Genomic DNA, 15,373 nt, shown 5'->3' on the forward strand with positions numbered 1-15,373 from the left:
ACTAGTTTCCGCTCGTCAATTGCCGCCTGCGGACGTCCCTGCATCGGCACTCACGATGAAAAGGAGACATCCATGTCGATCATTGGTTCGATAAGCCGCTACGGTGCCGACATCCGCAAGGCACGGCGCAACGCCAGGTCGCTGCGCCATCTGAATAGCCTGCCGCCTGAAATCCAGAAGGACATCGGCTGGCCGGCTGGGTGCGATGAGCAGATCAGGGCACTCCATTCGGCCTTCTTGTCGCAACGCTAGCCTCATCCGGCTGTCCGTTCTGTTTCAGAATCCTTTCATCCTGAAACAGAAAAACGACTAGGCGATATCAAAGTGAAACATAAGCGAACGTAAACTTCTGCCCGGTCGGCGGCGCATCCCAGTCTCGCGTAGCGCCGCCGACCCGTAGTCCCAGGAGACATCCATGTCCATCATCGGTGAGTTTCATCAATTTGGCGCCGTGCTCAGGCATGCCCGTCGTGACGGGCGCGTCGAAAAGATGATGAATGGCCTGCCGCGCGAATTGCAGGTCGAACTCGGCTGGATCGAGGGACCGTCTCGCCATGGGACGGGCACCGCAGGCCAACTCCACAAATACGGCCGCGTGGCGCTGCTGATGAACAAGCTGCCGCTCGACATCCAGATCGAGCTTGGCTGGCCGGTCGGTCCGCTGGCTTCGATGTCGAACGTGATCGCCTTCGACGGGCGGAAAGCACGTTGCGCGTGACCTTCGCCGAAAAGGTCCACATGCTGGCGTTCCGCAGTCGCAGCCCCGGTCGGCCTGCCGCGGCCGACCGGCGCTTGCGCTGGACGCTCAAGGCGATGCGCCGCGTCGGCTAGATCCCAGATCTCCAGGCAAATCCGACGGACAGGCGCCATGCCTTTATTTGACTAACTCGGTCGCCTCGGCGCCCGTTACAAACAGGCGCGCAACGAGCGCAGGACGGCGCGGATCATGAATGCGCTGCCGCCCGAGATCCAGCGCGACCTCGACTGGAACCCGCCGCCATCAGCGATGGCGAAGGTCTATCGCTGGGCCGCGGTGTCGGTCAGGCGCTGAGCTTCAGAACTTGCCGGTGAGATTGAAGGTTTCGAACGCCGCGCGGATGTGATCGGCGGCAGCCTTCACCGGTGCGCTCGCCTCCGGCGCCACGATCATCGCCAGGCTATAGTTGCCGATCTCCGGCATGCCGTCCTTGGGGCCGAGTTCGACGAGTTCTTCGCCAAGGAAGGATTTCGGCAGTGGCGCAACGGCCAGGTCTGAAAGGATCGCGGCGCGCTGGCCTGCCGTGTGCGCGCTCATGTAGGCGACACGGTAGTTACGTCCCTCGCGGCCCAGCGCCTCCAGCGCCCCTGCCCGCCAGGCACAACCCTCTTCCCACAGCGACACCGGCAACGGCTCGCGCATATGGGCGCAGCCACCCTTGGCACCGGCCCAGACGATCGGCTCCGTCAGAAGCGTCTCCGCACCGGCCGCATTGGCCTTGCACGCATTGGTGAGCAACGTGATGTCGAGGGCGCGGTCGTCCATGCGCCGGCGCAAATTGCTGCTCTGGTCGATGATGACGTCGACGGCGATTGCAGGATGGGTCTGGGCGAAACGCTTGAGCACGAACGGCAGCACGCGCTCGCCGAAATCATCGGGCGAACCCAGCCGTACCACGCCGACGATGTCGGGAATGATGAACTTCGACACCGCCTCGCGATTGATCGCCAGCATGCGGCGGGCATAACCGAGCAGCATCTCGCCATCGGTCGTCAGCGCCACCGAACGGGCGTCGCGCAGGAACACCGACCGGCCGAGAATGTCCTCGAGCTTCTTGATCTGCATCGAAACGGCCGACGGTGTGCGGAACACCGCATTGGCGGCGGTCGTGAAGCTGCCCGTCTCGGCGATCGCCACGAAGGTGCGCAGCACATCGAGATCGAGCAACGGCAGAGGATGATTGAGTGGCGCGTTCATGACCGATGTCCTTCAATATTTCTGATCGAACACATCATTTCATTTCGTTTGATTGAACCTCATGTCTCGGCGATAGTCAACTCCATCGAAGCACGGGGCATAGGCTCCAGCATCGAGGTTGCCCGGAAGCAGAAGCGCGAATGTGCGCAAGACGGTTTGAAACCAGCGGTGCCCACCGGGCGAGCACCTGAAGCCGGCCTTGGACCGGCCCATGAGGAAAGGTAACCGCAATGTCTATTCTTTCATCGATCGGTCGTATCGCCAGCGGGTTCAACGCAGCCCGCGCCCGCAATCGCACCGCGCGCTCGATCAGTTCCCTCCCGCTTGAATTGCAGAAGGACATCGGCTGGCCCGAGGCCTTCGATTCCGAAACCGGCTATCGTCATGGCAATGGCGGCCAGGCGCACTGAGCGAGACTGAAGAACGGCCTGCCGCACAAGGATCCGGCAGGTCCGATCGCACGGCGCTCTCGCGACAGCCATGCACCCCTGCACACCAATGCGACCTGCACGCATGGCCCGCAACCTGAGACTCAAGTAACTGTAAATATTGACTATTTTCCGACATTCGATGCACGATTTCGAAGCTGTCGGAAACGATGTCGCTTTTGTCGCTCGCCGCTTCGTTTTTGCAGCATACGGGGCCGTGTCCAAGCCCTATATGCGCATCATCAAACGAGCTGCCCCACTCCAGAGCGCGAAGGCACCCCGTGTAACCTGGATGCATGGAGACGTGTCATGAAGATTTTCGCCCGCCTTTTCGGCATCGGCCGCAACGCAACGCTCTCGACCGCGATCGAGCGCCAGCGCCTTGCCAAGACGATGCCCGGCCAGACCGGCGCCTTGGCCGCCAATCGCCTTGGCATGCTCATCGGCTGAATCGAGCCGATCCGCTCCCTCCCGCGGATCGCAACCTGACCGCCCTCCGGCCAACGCCGGAGCGGCGGTTTTTTCATGCCTGCCGCCTCACAAGCGCCACACTGCCGAAAATCCAGGGGCAACGGACACCGATGTCGCAGATTTAATTTTAGCGACAGGCCCAAACCCATTGACAGCAAGGGAATTTGCTGTTGTCGCTATGCTATTCGCGACATCAGGTTCGCGCCGTTTCCGGCCAGCGTGAGGGTTCCTTTGAACGCCATCAGACATCCGATCAAACGATCGCTTGTGTTCTTCCTCGTACCCGATTTCACCATGGTTGCGTTTGCAACTGCCCTCGACCCGCTGCGCATCGCCAATCGCATGCTCGGCTATGAAGCCTACAAATGGCGGCTTGCCAGCATCGACGGCAAGGCGGTGCGCGCGTCCAACAGCGTCGAATGCGCGGTCGACACCTCGCTCGAAGAGGAGCGCAAGAAGATGGCCGGGCCCGAGCGCCCGTCGATGGTCATCGTCTGCACCGGCATCAATGTCGAGACCTACACCAACAAGTCAGTCTTTGCCTGGCTGCGCGAGGAGTACAATCGCGGCGTCGCCGTCGGCGGCCTGTGCACCGGTGCCTATGTGCTGGCCAATGCCGGCCTGCTGTCCAACAAGCGCTGCGCCATCCATTGGGAAAACCTGCCCGGCTTCTCCGAGGCCTTCCCCAAGGCCAATGTCTACGCCGACCTCTTCGAGGTCGACCAGAACATCTACACCTGCGCCGGCGGCACCGCCGCGCTCGACATGATGCTGAAGCTGATCGGCGACGATTTCGACGACAATCTCGTCAACCGCATCTGCGAACAGGTGCTGACCGACCGCGTGCGCAGCCCCACCGACCGCCAGAGGCTGCCGCTGCGCGCACGGCTGGGTGTGCAGAACTCCAAGGTGTTGACCATCATCGAGCTGATGGAGGCGAACCTGTCGGAGCCGCTGTCGCTGATCGAGATCGCCGACCATGTCGGGCTGTCGCGCCGCCAGATCGAACGCCTGTTCCGGACGGAGATGGGCCGCTCCCCTGCCCGCTACTATCTCGAGATCAGGCTCGACCGCGCCCGCCACCTGCTGATCCAGTCATCGATGCCGGTGGTCGAGGTCGCGGTCGCCTGCGGCTTCGTCTCGGCCTCGCATTTCTCCAAATGCTACCGCGAGCTCTATGCCCGCTCGCCGCAGCAGGAGCGCCTCGATCGAAAACAGCTGATCGCGGCTTGAGCGGCGGCACTTACTGGTCGCCGTCGTAACCGCCATCCCGGTAATCGTCGGAACCGCCGTCCTGGTAGTCGTCGTATCCCTGGTCGTCACAGATGCATTCGGCTGATGATATCACGTCGTTCCAGCCGCCGACCGAGCGCACGTTGCGGAAAAACTCCTGCGATGCGCCTCCCATTCGGGTGTGCTCGTGGGCGACGAGCGAACAGCCCGGGGCGACGCGCACCGACGATACCCTGTCGTTCCAGAACTGCCCGTTGCGAAAGCTGACGGACTGGCCTGACGCCATCGGCAGGACACGCCCGCGGAACGAGACGTGCTCATACATCTCGCACGCGGTTTCGTCCTCATAGTATTGAGCGCCGGCAGTGCCGACCATGAGGACCGAAGCGACCGCTGCAATGGCTGCTTGGCGTTTCACGATCCGAGTTTCCTTCCATACGTCAACGGTTCGGGGAACCTTGCGCTCCCCAACATTGACGCTTGTATGGCAACATCGGAAATTCTAGCGGCTGTCCCACAGCCAGGAACGGTCGCGCCACAGCTTCTCGCCGACCAGGCAATCGTATTTCGGTCGCGCCTGGGCAAGCACGACGGGCGGATGAGCAGCCTCCTCAGCAGCCCATTGGGGCGAAGCCGGGCCGGCCAGTTCCATCACCAGCTTGCGCCGTATCGCTTCGGGAAACTGCGACCACTCGTTGACCGGGATCATGAAGGCGCCCGGCCCGCCGATGACGCAATCGGCGTAGTAGCGATCGAGATCCTCGACGTCATAGGCATTGCCGAAGCCGCCATTGGTCATCAGCGGCAGCCCGTTGATGGTGATCCCCTGGGCCACCACGCCGTCGCGGATGAGATCGACCGGCGGCCCCTGGTTGTTCGGCCCGTCGCCGGAGATGTCGATCACCCGCTTCATGCCGCGAAAGGCGCTTTCCGCGAACAGATCGCTGCCGAATTCGAGCGCGCTGGAGATCGAGGTCCGGCGAGCACTGTTGGGTGGCTTGGCGGTGAGCTGGCGAACCACGCGCTCGGCGTCGGCGCGATTGGCAATGACCGTCCACGGCACGATGACGATCTGGGAGGTCGACCCTGCCCACTCGACATAGGTGACGGCGATCTTGCCATAGGCACCTTCGGCGATCGCCTGCAATACGCGTTCATGCGTCAGGGCGGCGGCATAGCCGTGGCGCTGGATTTCGAGTTCATCCGGCGACATCGACAGCGAAACGTCGACGGCAAGCACCAGCTCGACATCGACCTGCTCGACTGCCTGGGAAGGGGACGCGAGGCCGAGCATCAGCGCCACAGCGGCACCGCCTGCAAAAAGAGCTTTGGCCACAGCAGACATTCATTGAGGGTAAGCGAGAATCCTCCACTTCAAAAGAAAAGCCCGGCAAGAATGCCGAGCTTTTCATTCACATTGTTGCGAAGTGCTGTCCGAATGCCTGCGCCAAGCCGACAAGAATGGCGATCAGCTCCGCGGCTTGAGGTTCTCCGGGTCGTAGAGCGGCTTGTAGCCAACGCCTGCGACTTCGACTGGATAAGTCTCGCCGAAATACTCGACCTGCAGCTTGCGGCCTTCCTGGGCATAAGCGTGCGGCAGGTAGGCGAGCGCGATGTTCTTGCCGATGGTCGGGCCATAAGCGACGGAGGTCGTGTAGGAGCGGCGGCCGAGCTCGTCGACGAGAACAGCGCCCGTCTGCGGATCCATGACCGGCAGCGTGCCGACAGGGTAGCGCTTGACGCCGTTCCCGTCGGTGTTCTCGGTCATGACCAGCGTGCACAGCATGGCCGGCTGGTGGTCGCGTGCCTTGTACTCCAAGTGCTTGGCCTTGCCGCGGAAATCCGCGTCCTTGACCTTCGGACGGGCAAGATCGGCCTCGATGAGATTGTACTGGGTCAGCAGATCGGCGTTCTGCAGGCGCAGGCTCTTTTCCATGCGGCGCGAATTGGCATAGGTCTCGACACCGAACGCCATGACGCCGGTCGCGCGCAGCGCATCCCAGACGGCAAGGCCGTCCTCGTATTTCATGTGCAGCTCCCAGCCCTGTTCGCCGACATAGGAGATGCGGAAGGCTGTCACGTTCTTGCCTGCGATGTCGATCTGCTTGATCGCAGCGAAGGCGAAGTTCTCCTGGTCGAGACCAACGGGATCCGCCGTCACCTTCTTTAGCGTCTCACGGGCGTTCGGGCCCCAGATGCCGATGGTGATGAACTTTTCCGAGACGTCGGAGATCGTGACGTCGAGGCCACGATCCTCGGCGACGCGCTTCATGTAGTGGAAATCGCGCGGGCCTGCGTCGGCACCGTTCACGAGGCGGCAGCGGTCGGCCATGCGGAAGACGGTGAAGTCGGCGCGCACCATGCCCTCGTCGTCGAGGAAGTGGGTGTAGACGCCCTTGCCGATGTTGCCGTCGCCACCGATCTTGGCGGCGCAAAGCCATTCGAGCAGTTCGACATGGTCAGGGCCCTCGATGTCGACCATGTGGAAATGGCTGAGGTTGACGATGCCGCAATCCTCGCTCATCGCAAGATGCTCGGCATTGGAAACACGCCAGAAGTGGCGGCTGTCCCATTCGTTCTCGCGCACCGGCACCCGATTGCCGTATTTTTCCAGCAAGTGCTCATTGGCCTTGTAGCCATGCGCACGCTCCCAGCCGCCGAGCTCCATGAAATAGCCGCCGAGCTCGACTTCGCGCTCGTAGAACGGCGAACGCTTGACGTTGCGCCCCGTCGCATAGGGCTCGCGGGTGTGCACGGCCGGGAAATAGATCTTTTGAGCCGCTTCGAAGGTACGGCCTTCGATGAACTTCTCCTCCAGCTGGTGTGGATAGAAGCGGGCATAGTCGATCGAGTTGTGGTCGATCTCGGTGCGGCCGTCGGTCATCCAGTCGGCGATCAGCTTGCCGTAACCGGGGCCGTCCTTGACCCAGATGGCTACGCAGTACCAGAGACCGCGCACCTTCTGGCTCTCGCCGCAGGAGGCGCCGCCGGCGGCGGAAACTTGCAGCAAGCCGTTGAACGAGTGGCTTTCGTTGTAGCCGATCTCGCCGAGGATCGGCGTCAGCTCCATGGCGCGCTCCAGCGGCTCCATGATCTGTTCCATGTCGAGGTCGCGCTGCGACGGCGACAGGCGCGCTTCGTGCTTTTCGAGAATGTCGCGCGGATGGCAGAGGCGCGGATTGGTGGTCTCGTAATAGCCCCACTCGATCTGGCCACCTTCGGTAGTCTTCGGATCGCCGGTGTCGCGCATGTAGGCTGAGTTGCCCTGGTCGCGCAGCAGCGGGAAGCCGATTTCCTTGCCCGTCCCTTCGAACTCGTTGTAGGGGCCGAAGAAGGTCAGCGGGTGGTCGACCGGCATCACCGGCAGGTCCTCGCCGACCATCTCGGCGATCAGGCGGCCCCAGATGCCGGCGCAAACGACGACATGGTCGGCCATGATGGTGCCGCGATGCGTGACGACACCCTTGATGCGCCCGCCCTCGACGATCAGCGACGTCGCCGGCGTGTTGCCGAAAACCTGGAGCTTGCCTGATTTTTCTGCGGCATCGACCAGCTTGCCCGCCACCGTCTGCGAACGCGGGATGACCAGGCCGGCGTCCGGATCGAACATGCCGCCCATGACCTGATCTTCCTCGATCAGCGGAAACATCGCCTTGATCTCGGACGGCGAGACATAGTGCGCGCGGGTGCCGAAGGCCTTGGCGGAGGACAGCTTGCGCTTGATCTCTTCCATCCAGGTGTCGTCGCCGGTGCGCGCCACTTCCAGACCGCCGATGCGGGCGTAGTGGCCCATCTTCTCGTAGAAATCGATGGAATACTGCGTCGTCCAGACCGACAGATAGTCATGGCTGGTGGTGTAGCAGAAATCGGAGGCATGCGCCGTCGAGCCGATGTCGGTGGGCACGCCCGACTTGTCGATGCCGACGATGTCGTCCCAGCCACGCTCGATCAGGTGATGGGCAATGGACGCACCGACAATACCGCCCAACCCGACGATGACGACCTTCGCCTTTTTCGGAAACTCTGCCATTGCCCTCGACTCCGAGATGATAGTTTGGCGGCAGACTATAGGGCGGGACCGCACAATTGCAGCCTGTTTGCGACATTGCCAAAGAGCCGCGCGACCTCGCGAAATTGAAGCTTACGCAGCCTGCCAAACGGCATGCATCCGCTATGCGGCTCGCTGTGCAACGGCCGTGTCGAAACGCGGCTTCCACATCGTCACCAGCATCATGCTCATCGCCCCGATGAAGACGAAGAAGAAGCGGTCGTCGGGCAGTGGAAAGCTGGCGAACTTGCCCAGCGTGCCAATTGCCAAGGCGAAGACCAGTGCGTTCTCCCGGCCGCCTCCCATCGGTCCGGCGCGGGCAAGCAGCGCCCAACCGGCCAGCAGCAAGGCCAGGATCGCCGGCCATTCATTGTCCATCACGGCAACGACCGCCCCCCTGACGTAGCCGCGGGCAAAGTCGACCAACGAAAAATCGGGATGGAAATTCGCCATCGAGTTCTGGATCTGCACGCATGAGAAATAGAAGTGCGCCCACCAGCCCGGATGACCGCCGAGCCTGGCAACGATCATGCCGCCGGCCAGCGCCGCCACGAAGGTGATGAGAAGCGGCAGCACGCGCCAACCGAAGGCGATGGCTGTCAACAGCAGCGCAAAGACCAGGATGATGTTGTCGGGCCGCAGGAATACTGACGCGAACAGCAGCACGCAGGCAGCAAGGTCGCGTTTCCTGAGCAGCAGGTAGATCGCAACGAACGAGACCAGCGAGACCAGCATGTCGGGCACGACGGCCGTGGTCATATGGGCATAGTCGGCGAGCACCAGCAGCGGCGCTAGCACGAACACCCCTTGCAGGGCGTCCTCCCTGGCAAGCCAGAAGAGGCAGAAGCCCCCTAGCGCCAGCGACGGCAGGACGCTCAGCAGGATGGCGGCGTTAACAAGCCCGACGACCGGCTCAAGCGCCCGCAACGTCGCGATGTAGGCCACCTTCACCCGATACATCGACAATTGTGACTGGAAGTCGGCAGGGTTCTGCCACTGGTTGAGGTTGTACGGGTTGCTCTGTTGCAGCGCATAAAGCTGGGTGTCGCTCGCGCGCTCGCCGATCAGCTTCCAGGTTTCGGCGTGAAGTTCGACCGGATCGCTGTGGCGATCCTCGAGCGCCGTCGCGACATAGGCGACCATGTCCCAGTTGTAGTCGGGCCGGACCAGCGCATAGGCCGAGATGGCGAGGCAGACGACGGCAAAGAATGCCGTCGCCAGGCGGTCGAGCAATCGCTTGCTGCCGAGCGCCTGTGTAAGCCATTGGACGATGCCCCTCCGCAGCGCCCAATCCATGACCGTTCCGCCGCGAGCCATCATCTCGAGTTTCCCGCCCGCCCTGTGCGTCAACCGACCTGGCTCTTCACGAAGTCCTTGACGATGGAAACGATGCCGCGCCCAAGAAGGCTGTCGAGAGACTGGACCAGCACATCGACATCGCCACGGCTGCAGGTCAGCGGCGGCAGCAAGCGAACGACGTTGCGGTTGTACTCGGTGAAGGCCACCAGCACGTCGTAGTCGCGCAGCAGCAGCGCCCCGACGAAGCCCGAAAGCGAGCCCTTGAGCTTGTCGTCGAGCACGCTGACGACCGGACGCAGCACCATCGGCAAGGTCTGCGAGAAATCGTGGAACTCCAGGCCGACCATCAGACCCTTGCCGCGCACATCCTTGATGATCTTGGGATATTTCGCCTTGAGCTCTTCCAGCCGCTCCAGCAGATAGGCGCCGGTCGCAGCGGAGTTCTCGATCAGCCCCTCGTCGTAAAGCACGTTGAGCGTCTCAATTGCAGTGATGCAGCCTTCGCCGATGCCGCCGAAAGTCGCCATAGCGTGGATCATCGCCGTCTTGGGGGTGCCGTAGGCTTTCATGTAGACGTCGCGGCGGGCGATCATCGCCGCCATGGCCGCCTTGCCGCCGCCGAGCGACTTGGCGACGGCCGTGATGTCGGGCACGACATCGTAATGCTCGAAGGCGTAGAAGCGGCCCGAACGACCGACACCGCACTGCACCTCGTCGGCAACCCAGATGACGCCGTACTTGTCACAGAGCGCGCGCAGCTTCTGCCAGTACTCAGCCGGTGCCTGGTTGATGCCGCCGCCGCCCTGGATGGTTTCGAGCACGATGGCACCGATTGCCGGATCGGAACGGAACGCATTCTCGACAGCGTCGATGTCACCGAAGGGCACGCGCGCGGTGTTGTCGGTGAGCCGGAACTCACCGCGATAAAGCGCACCGTCGGTGATCGAGAGCACGCCCTTGGTCTTGCCGTGAAACGAGTTCTCGGCATAGACGATCTTGGGACGCGCCGGGCCCGCCGCGCGCTCGGCAAGCTTGACCGCCGCCTCCATCGCTTCCGAGCCGGACGAGCCGAAGAAGACCATGTCGAGGTCGCCCGGCGAAATCTGGGCCAGATTGTAGGCCAGCGCCGATGCGTATTGGGACATGAAGGCGATGCCGATCTCGTGACGCTTCTCGTCCTGGAATTTCTTGCGCGCCTCGGTCACGCGCGGATGGTTGTGGCCGAGCGCCAGCGAGCCGAATCCGCCGAAGAAGTCGAGGATCTTGCGGCCGTTCTGGTCGATGTAGTGCATGCCCTCGGCACGCTCGATCTTGATCTTGTGAAAGCCGAGCAGCTTCATGAAATGCAGCTGGCCCGGGTTGAGATGCGCCTTGAAGAGGTCGGTCATCTTCGCGACGTCGAGCGACTTGGCCTGCTCGACCGTCATCAGCTTCGGCTTGGCGATCGCCGTGGCCGACATTGCGGGGGCACCGCCAATGGCGAGGGAACTGGCTGCATCCGGCTTGGTAACGAGCGTCATGGTCATATCCTTCATTCGGCCGGGGCGTGGTGCGCGCCAGCAGCGACGCTGTCCTTCTTGGCGCGGTATTCCTTGTAGGCAGCGATCAGCATGTCTTCGTCGCGATACTTTGGCACCCAGCCGAGTTGGCGGTCGCCCTTGCTGACGTCGAGCACGCATTCCTCGTCGGCGATCAGATATTGCTCGGGGTCCATGATCGGCAAGTTCAAGAGGTCGAGCAGGTCGAGCGTCCGCTTGACCGCCCAGGCCGGCGTCGGCAGCAGGATCGACTTCGAGCCGGCATGCTTGACCAGGTCGCCGAGGAGTTTGCGCACCGGCGGCGGGTTGAGCGAACCGAGGTTGTAGGCCTCGTTGGGCACGCCGGCCTTCCAGGCCAGACGTGCCGCCTCGGCGCAATCGAACACCGAGATGAACTGATACGGGTTCCTGCCCGAGCCGATCATCGGCACGGGAAGGTTCCAGTCGATCAGCTTGAACAGCTTTTCCAGGATACCGAGACGACCGGGGCCGATGATCAGGCGTGGCCGGAACAGCGAGATGTTCATGCCGCGGTCGCGCCACACCGCGGCCAGTTCCTCGGTCTTCTGCTTCGACCAGCCATATTCGCCCAGCGGCGCCACCGGATGCTCCTCGGTCATCGGATAGGTGACCGTGTGGCCGTAGATCATGTCGGTCGTGTAGTGCACGAGCTTCGACGCGCCCGCATGGTCCATCGCCTTGATGATGTTCTCGGTGCCGAAATAGTTGACCGGGAAGAAGAAGTCGTGCCGCTTGGCCCGGACCTGGATCGGCGACAGCATCTTGGCCGACAGATTGTAGACCACGTCATCGATCTTGAGGCCGAGTGCCGCGATCGACGCAGGGTCGGTCACGTCGCACTGGACGAAACGCACGTTTCGGTAATGCGCCAGCTCGCTCTTGACGATGTCCGCGACGATAACTTCCTCGCCGTCGGCGATCAGCTTTGGCGCAAGATGGCGACCGACGAAACCGTCGCCTCCGAAAATGACGTGTCTCATCGCAGGAGCTCGCTTGTCTTGGTGGGTTCGGTGGAGGCGGTGACGACCGTTTCATCATGGTCGCGGCCGCTCTGGGCGATCAGCACGGTGCCGACGCAGATGAAAGCAATGCCGGCGATGCGCCAGGCATTCAGGTCTTCCCGGAAAACGAAATAGGCAAACACCGCGACCGCGACATAGGCCAGGCTGAGGAACGGATAGGCAAAGCTGAGCTCGACCTTCGACAGCACATAGAGGTGCGACGCCATCGAAATGACAAAGGTCAGAAGTCCGGCAAAGACCCACGGACTGAAGACAATCTGCAGCAGCTTTACCAAGGGATTTGCACCCTCGAACGAAATCGCCCCAAGCGACATCATGCCCTGCTTGAGCATCAACTGTGCAGCGGCGTTGGTCATCACTGTGAAAAGAATGAAGGGCAGGTATTTCATTGCTTTATCCGTTCTCTTCGCAAGCTAGCGGCAAGCCGCGAATATTCCGTGAAACTTTCCGTACAATTTGAAACACCTGTGCATTTCTCGACCGATTGCAGGCGGCCTACTCGGCCGCTTGCGCAGCCCTACCGTTGCGCGACCCCAGTCGACCCGCGGTGCGCGCCCAGAAATCCGACATGAACGCTGGATCACGCATCGTTTCGAGCCGCTGCCAATCCGGAAAGGAGGCCGCGAAGGTCGCTGCCGACATGCGGGCGTCCTTGTAGGGATTGACCGCGCCACCGGCCTCTACAGTGATGCGGTCGAGTTCGGCGAGAAGCCTCAGCGTGCGCTGGCCATGGTTAGGAAAATCCAGCGTCAGCGTGTAGCCGGGCCGGGCAAACGACATCAGGGCTGGCGACCGCTGCGCGCCGAAACGCTTGAGCACCGTCAGGAACGAGCCCTGCCCCGCCTGTCGTGTCGCCGCCAGCAATGCCGACATGGTCTCGCGCGCCGCCTCGACCGGCACGGCACTCTGGTGCTGGAAAAGCCCATTCGGGCCATAGAGCCGGTTCCAGCCAGCCACGCGGTCGAGCGGAAAGAAGAATTTCCGGTAGCTTGCCGTGCTGGTCGCGGCCCGTCCGCGCCGCCAGCCATAGGCGGCGTTGAACAGCCTCAGGAACGGCCGGTTGAGCAGGGTCAGCGGCGGCTGGAACGGCACCGACAGTCTCGCCGCCCCTTGCGCGGTCGCGCGCGCACCATCGGCAGCGTGATTGCCGGCGAGCAAGAGGCCGCGCCCGGCGCTTCTTCCGCCCGCCAATTGATCGATCCAGGCGACCGCATATTCGTTATCGCGGTCGGCCGCCTCAGCCAGGTCGAAATATTCTTCCAGGCTGCCGAACGGCTTGACCGTCTCGGCGATGTCGAGCGACGGCACGCGCATGAGACGGATGGCGGCGGAAAGAATGATGCCGGTCAGCCCCATCCCGCCGATCGTCGCCCAAAACAGCCGTGCGTTTTCCAATGGCGAACAGGCATAGGTGAGGCCATCGGAGCGCAGCAGCGTCAGCCGTTCGACATGGCAGCCGAAGCTGCCGCGGCGATGATGGTTCTTGCCATGGACGTCATTGGCGACCGCGCCGCCGAGCGTGACGAACTGGGTACCGGGCACCACGGCAGGGAAAAAGCCGTGCGGCGCTCCCGCCGCGATGATATCGGCAAGCAGTACACCTGCCTCGGCCTCGATCACGCCGGTCTCCACATTAAAGGAGAGGATTCGATCGTGTGAGCGCATGTCAACGACGGCGCCGCCACTGTTCTGGCAACTGTCGCCGTAGCTGCGGCCATTGCCATAGGCGAGCAGCGACGCTGCGCGCGCCGATCCGCTGGTCAGCAATTCGGTCGCCTCGGCAACATCGATCGCCTGGCGAGCAGGTGGGTTGGTGCGGCCGAAGCTTTGGTAGTCGCCAGCCGCCATGCTCACCACCCCGCGACCAGAAGCAAGGCAGCACCGATCAGAACCACGATCTGGCTGCGCCAGTCGCGAATGATGAAGACCACAGGATCGTCATGCAGTTCGTCGCGGCGGGCGAGTATCCAGACTCGCATGGTGAGGTAGAGCACGATGGGCGCCAGCGGCCATATCAGCCAAGGCTCCCGGTAAAGTTCGCGCACGGCGCTGCTGTCGATGTAGAGCGCCAGCACCAGCACCGACGAAAAGGCCGAGGCCATGCCAGCCTGTGCGACGATGTCCTGGTCTTCGATGCGGTAGCCGCGCCCGGCAATGCGCTCGCCGACATTCAACGTCGACGAGCGCAGTTCGACGTAGCGCTTCACCAGCGCCAGCGACAGGAAGAAAAAGATGGAGAAGGCAAGCAGCCAGAACGAAACGTCGACGCCGGTCGCTGCCGCACCCGCCAGGATGCGCAGGGTATAAAGTCCCGCCAGCGTCAGCACATCGAGCAGCAGCATGCGCTTGACCGCCAGCGAATAGGCGGTCGTGGCGACGAGGTAGATGAGCAGTACAGCCAGAAATTCGATCGACGTGAAGGCAGCCGTCGCCAGGCTGATGACGAGCAGGATGGCAACCGAGGCAAGCCCGAAGGGTATCGATAGCTTGCCGCTGGCGAACGGTCGATCGCGCTTCGTCGGATGCGACCGGTCGAGCGTCAGGTCGAAGAAATCATTGACGATGTAGATGGCCGATGCCGCCGCACTGAACGACACGAACGCCAGCAAGGCCGGCGCCAGCATGTCGAGATTGACGTATTTGTGCGCCAGCACCAGAGGTACCGCGATCAGCGAATTCTTGAGCCACTGGTGGACACGCAGCATCTTGAGGATCGTACGCAGGCTCGGCTGCTGCGTCGCGATCAGCTCCGAGCCGTGGCTTGCCTGCCAGCGCGCGGCGGCGCGGTCGGGGGCAACGACGATCGCCGCGCGCGCGGCCTCGAATACCTTGAGATCGTGACGGCTGTTGCCGGCATAATCGAAGCCGCCGTCGCCATAAGCCGCCACCAGGGCGTTGCGCTTGCGCTCGGAGGTCAGGTTTTCGTCGCCGTCACTGGCAAGCACGGCATCGAACAAACCAAGATGCCGGGCAATCGCATCGGCAAACTTTCGCGGAGTGCCGGTGGCAAGCACGATCTTGCGGCCATTGGACTGTTCGTCACGAAGCCGCTTCAGAACTTCAGGCCTGTAAGGCAGCGTTGCCGGATCGATGTCGACCGCAGCCGCAATCGCCTGCTTCAGACGGGCCGGCCCCCCGAGCAGCCAGAACGGCACCAGAAAGATGTTCAGAGGGTTCTTCTTGAGAAGTGCAAACAGCCCTTCCCATAGCAAATCGGTCGCAATCAGCGTACCGTCGAGATCGACCGCGAGCGGTATTGCGCTGTTTTCTGATCGCGCGTCCATCGTCCTGCCTGCCCTGCCCTTGCCGGACGGCATTACCCTCCGGACCCCCACCAGTCCGCTATAGCGGGCCACCGG

General features: G+C 62.6%; 16 protein-coding genes. 6 read left to right on the forward strand and 10 right to left on the reverse strand.

The window, feature by feature from the left end:
- Window positions 1-72 precede the first annotated feature (72 nt).
- The 3 genes from ASC75_RS00655 to ASC75_RS26835 all read left to right on the forward strand — a co-directional run bounded on the left by ASC75_RS00655 (window position 73) and on the right by ASC75_RS26835 (window position 831).
- Window positions 73-252 (forward strand): hypothetical protein, encoded by a 180-nt coding sequence (locus ASC75_RS00655; protein WP_055969210.1) that lies wholly within the window; start codon window positions 73-75, stop codon window positions 250-252.
- A gap of 163 nt (window positions 253-415) precedes the next feature.
- The gene (locus ASC75_RS00660) at window positions 416-718 is read left to right on the forward strand and encodes a hypothetical protein (protein ID WP_055969212.1); all 303 of its coding nucleotides are present in this window, start codon (window positions 416-418) and stop codon (window positions 716-718) included.
- Window positions 709-831 (forward strand): hypothetical protein, encoded by a 123-nt coding sequence (locus tag ASC75_RS26835; RefSeq protein WP_280137920.1) that lies wholly within the window; start codon window positions 709-711, stop codon window positions 829-831. Before ASC75_RS00660 ends, ASC75_RS26835 begins: the two co-directional genes overlap by 10 nt.
- Before the next feature lie 223 nt (window positions 832-1,054).
- On the opposite strand, the gene ASC75_RS00665 is transcribed toward ASC75_RS26835, so the two are convergent.
- On the reverse strand, window positions 1,055-1,954 hold the full coding sequence (locus ASC75_RS00665) for a LysR substrate-binding domain-containing protein (protein WP_055969215.1): 900 nt from the start codon (window positions 1,952-1,954) through the stop codon (window positions 1,055-1,057).
- Window positions 1,955-2,184: 230 nt separating this feature from the next.
- On the opposite strand from ASC75_RS00665, the gene ASC75_RS00670 reads away from it, so the two are divergent.
- From ASC75_RS00670 to ASC75_RS00675, 3 genes are all read left to right on the forward strand, one after another.
- A complete protein-coding gene (locus ASC75_RS00670; protein WP_055969219.1) occupies window positions 2,185-2,364 on the forward strand; it encodes a hypothetical protein in 180 nt (59 codons plus the stop codon).
- A gap of 327 nt (window positions 2,365-2,691) precedes the next feature.
- On the forward strand, window positions 2,692-2,832 hold the full coding sequence (locus ASC75_RS26325) for a hypothetical protein (RefSeq protein WP_184117355.1): 141 nt from the start codon (window positions 2,692-2,694) through the stop codon (window positions 2,830-2,832).
- Window positions 2,833-3,084: 252 nt separating this feature from the next.
- Complete coding sequence (locus ASC75_RS00675) at window positions 3,085-4,086, forward strand: GlxA family transcriptional regulator (RefSeq protein ID WP_055969222.1); 1,002 nt, start codon at window positions 3,085-3,087, stop codon at window positions 4,084-4,086.
- Window positions 4,087-4,096: 10 nt separating this feature from the next.
- On the opposite strand, the gene ASC75_RS00680 is transcribed toward ASC75_RS00675, so the two are convergent.
- From ASC75_RS00680 to ASC75_RS00720, 9 genes are all read right to left on the reverse strand, one after another.
- Window positions 4,097-4,504: a hypothetical protein gene (locus tag ASC75_RS00680; protein ID WP_244487723.1), complete on the reverse strand. Its 408-nt coding sequence runs from the start codon at window positions 4,502-4,504 to the stop codon at window positions 4,097-4,099.
- A gap of 84 nt (window positions 4,505-4,588) precedes the next feature.
- On the reverse strand, window positions 4,589-5,431 hold the full coding sequence (locus ASC75_RS00685) for a DUF1194 domain-containing protein (protein WP_055969225.1): 843 nt from the start codon (window positions 5,429-5,431) through the stop codon (window positions 4,589-4,591).
- 123 nt (window positions 5,432-5,554) lie between these two features.
- Window positions 5,555-8,116, reverse strand: coding sequence for an FAD-dependent oxidoreductase (locus tag ASC75_RS00690; RefSeq protein WP_055969227.1), 2,562 nt, complete (start codon window positions 8,114-8,116; stop codon window positions 5,555-5,557).
- A gap of 141 nt (window positions 8,117-8,257) precedes the next feature.
- On the reverse strand, window positions 8,258-9,454 hold the full coding sequence (locus tag ASC75_RS00695) for a hypothetical protein (protein WP_156381053.1): 1,197 nt from the start codon (window positions 9,452-9,454) through the stop codon (window positions 8,258-8,260).
- A 26-nt stretch (window positions 9,455-9,480) separates the two neighbouring features.
- Window positions 9,481-10,893, reverse strand: a complete 1,413-nt coding sequence (locus ASC75_RS00700; RefSeq protein ID WP_244487738.1) for an aspartate aminotransferase family protein — start codon at window positions 10,891-10,893, stop codon at window positions 9,481-9,483.
- 71 nt (window positions 10,894-10,964) lie between these two features.
- Window positions 10,965-11,972, reverse strand: coding sequence for an NAD(P)-dependent oxidoreductase (locus tag ASC75_RS00705; protein ID WP_055969233.1), 1,008 nt, complete (start codon window positions 11,970-11,972; stop codon window positions 10,965-10,967).
- A complete protein-coding gene (locus tag ASC75_RS00710; RefSeq protein ID WP_055969236.1) occupies window positions 11,969-12,403 on the reverse strand; it encodes an EamA family transporter in 435 nt (144 codons plus the stop codon). Before ASC75_RS00710 ends, ASC75_RS00705 begins: the two co-directional genes overlap by 4 nt.
- A 106-nt stretch (window positions 12,404-12,509) precedes the next feature.
- On the reverse strand, window positions 12,510-13,862 hold the full coding sequence (locus tag ASC75_RS00715; protein WP_055969239.1) for an FAD-binding oxidoreductase: 1,353 nt from the start codon (window positions 13,860-13,862) through the stop codon (window positions 12,510-12,512).
- A 2-nt stretch (window positions 13,863-13,864) separates the two neighbouring features.
- On the reverse strand, window positions 13,865-15,298 hold the full coding sequence (locus ASC75_RS00720; RefSeq protein WP_055969243.1) for a UbiA family prenyltransferase: 1,434 nt from the start codon (window positions 15,296-15,298) through the stop codon (window positions 13,865-13,867).
- Window positions 15,299-15,373: the final 75 nt, after the last annotated feature.

It is taken from the genome of Aminobacter sp. DSM 101952 (assembly GCF_001424795.1).
Classification (GTDB): domain Bacteria; phylum Pseudomonadota; class Alphaproteobacteria; order Rhizobiales; family Rhizobiaceae; genus Aminobacter; species Aminobacter aganoensis.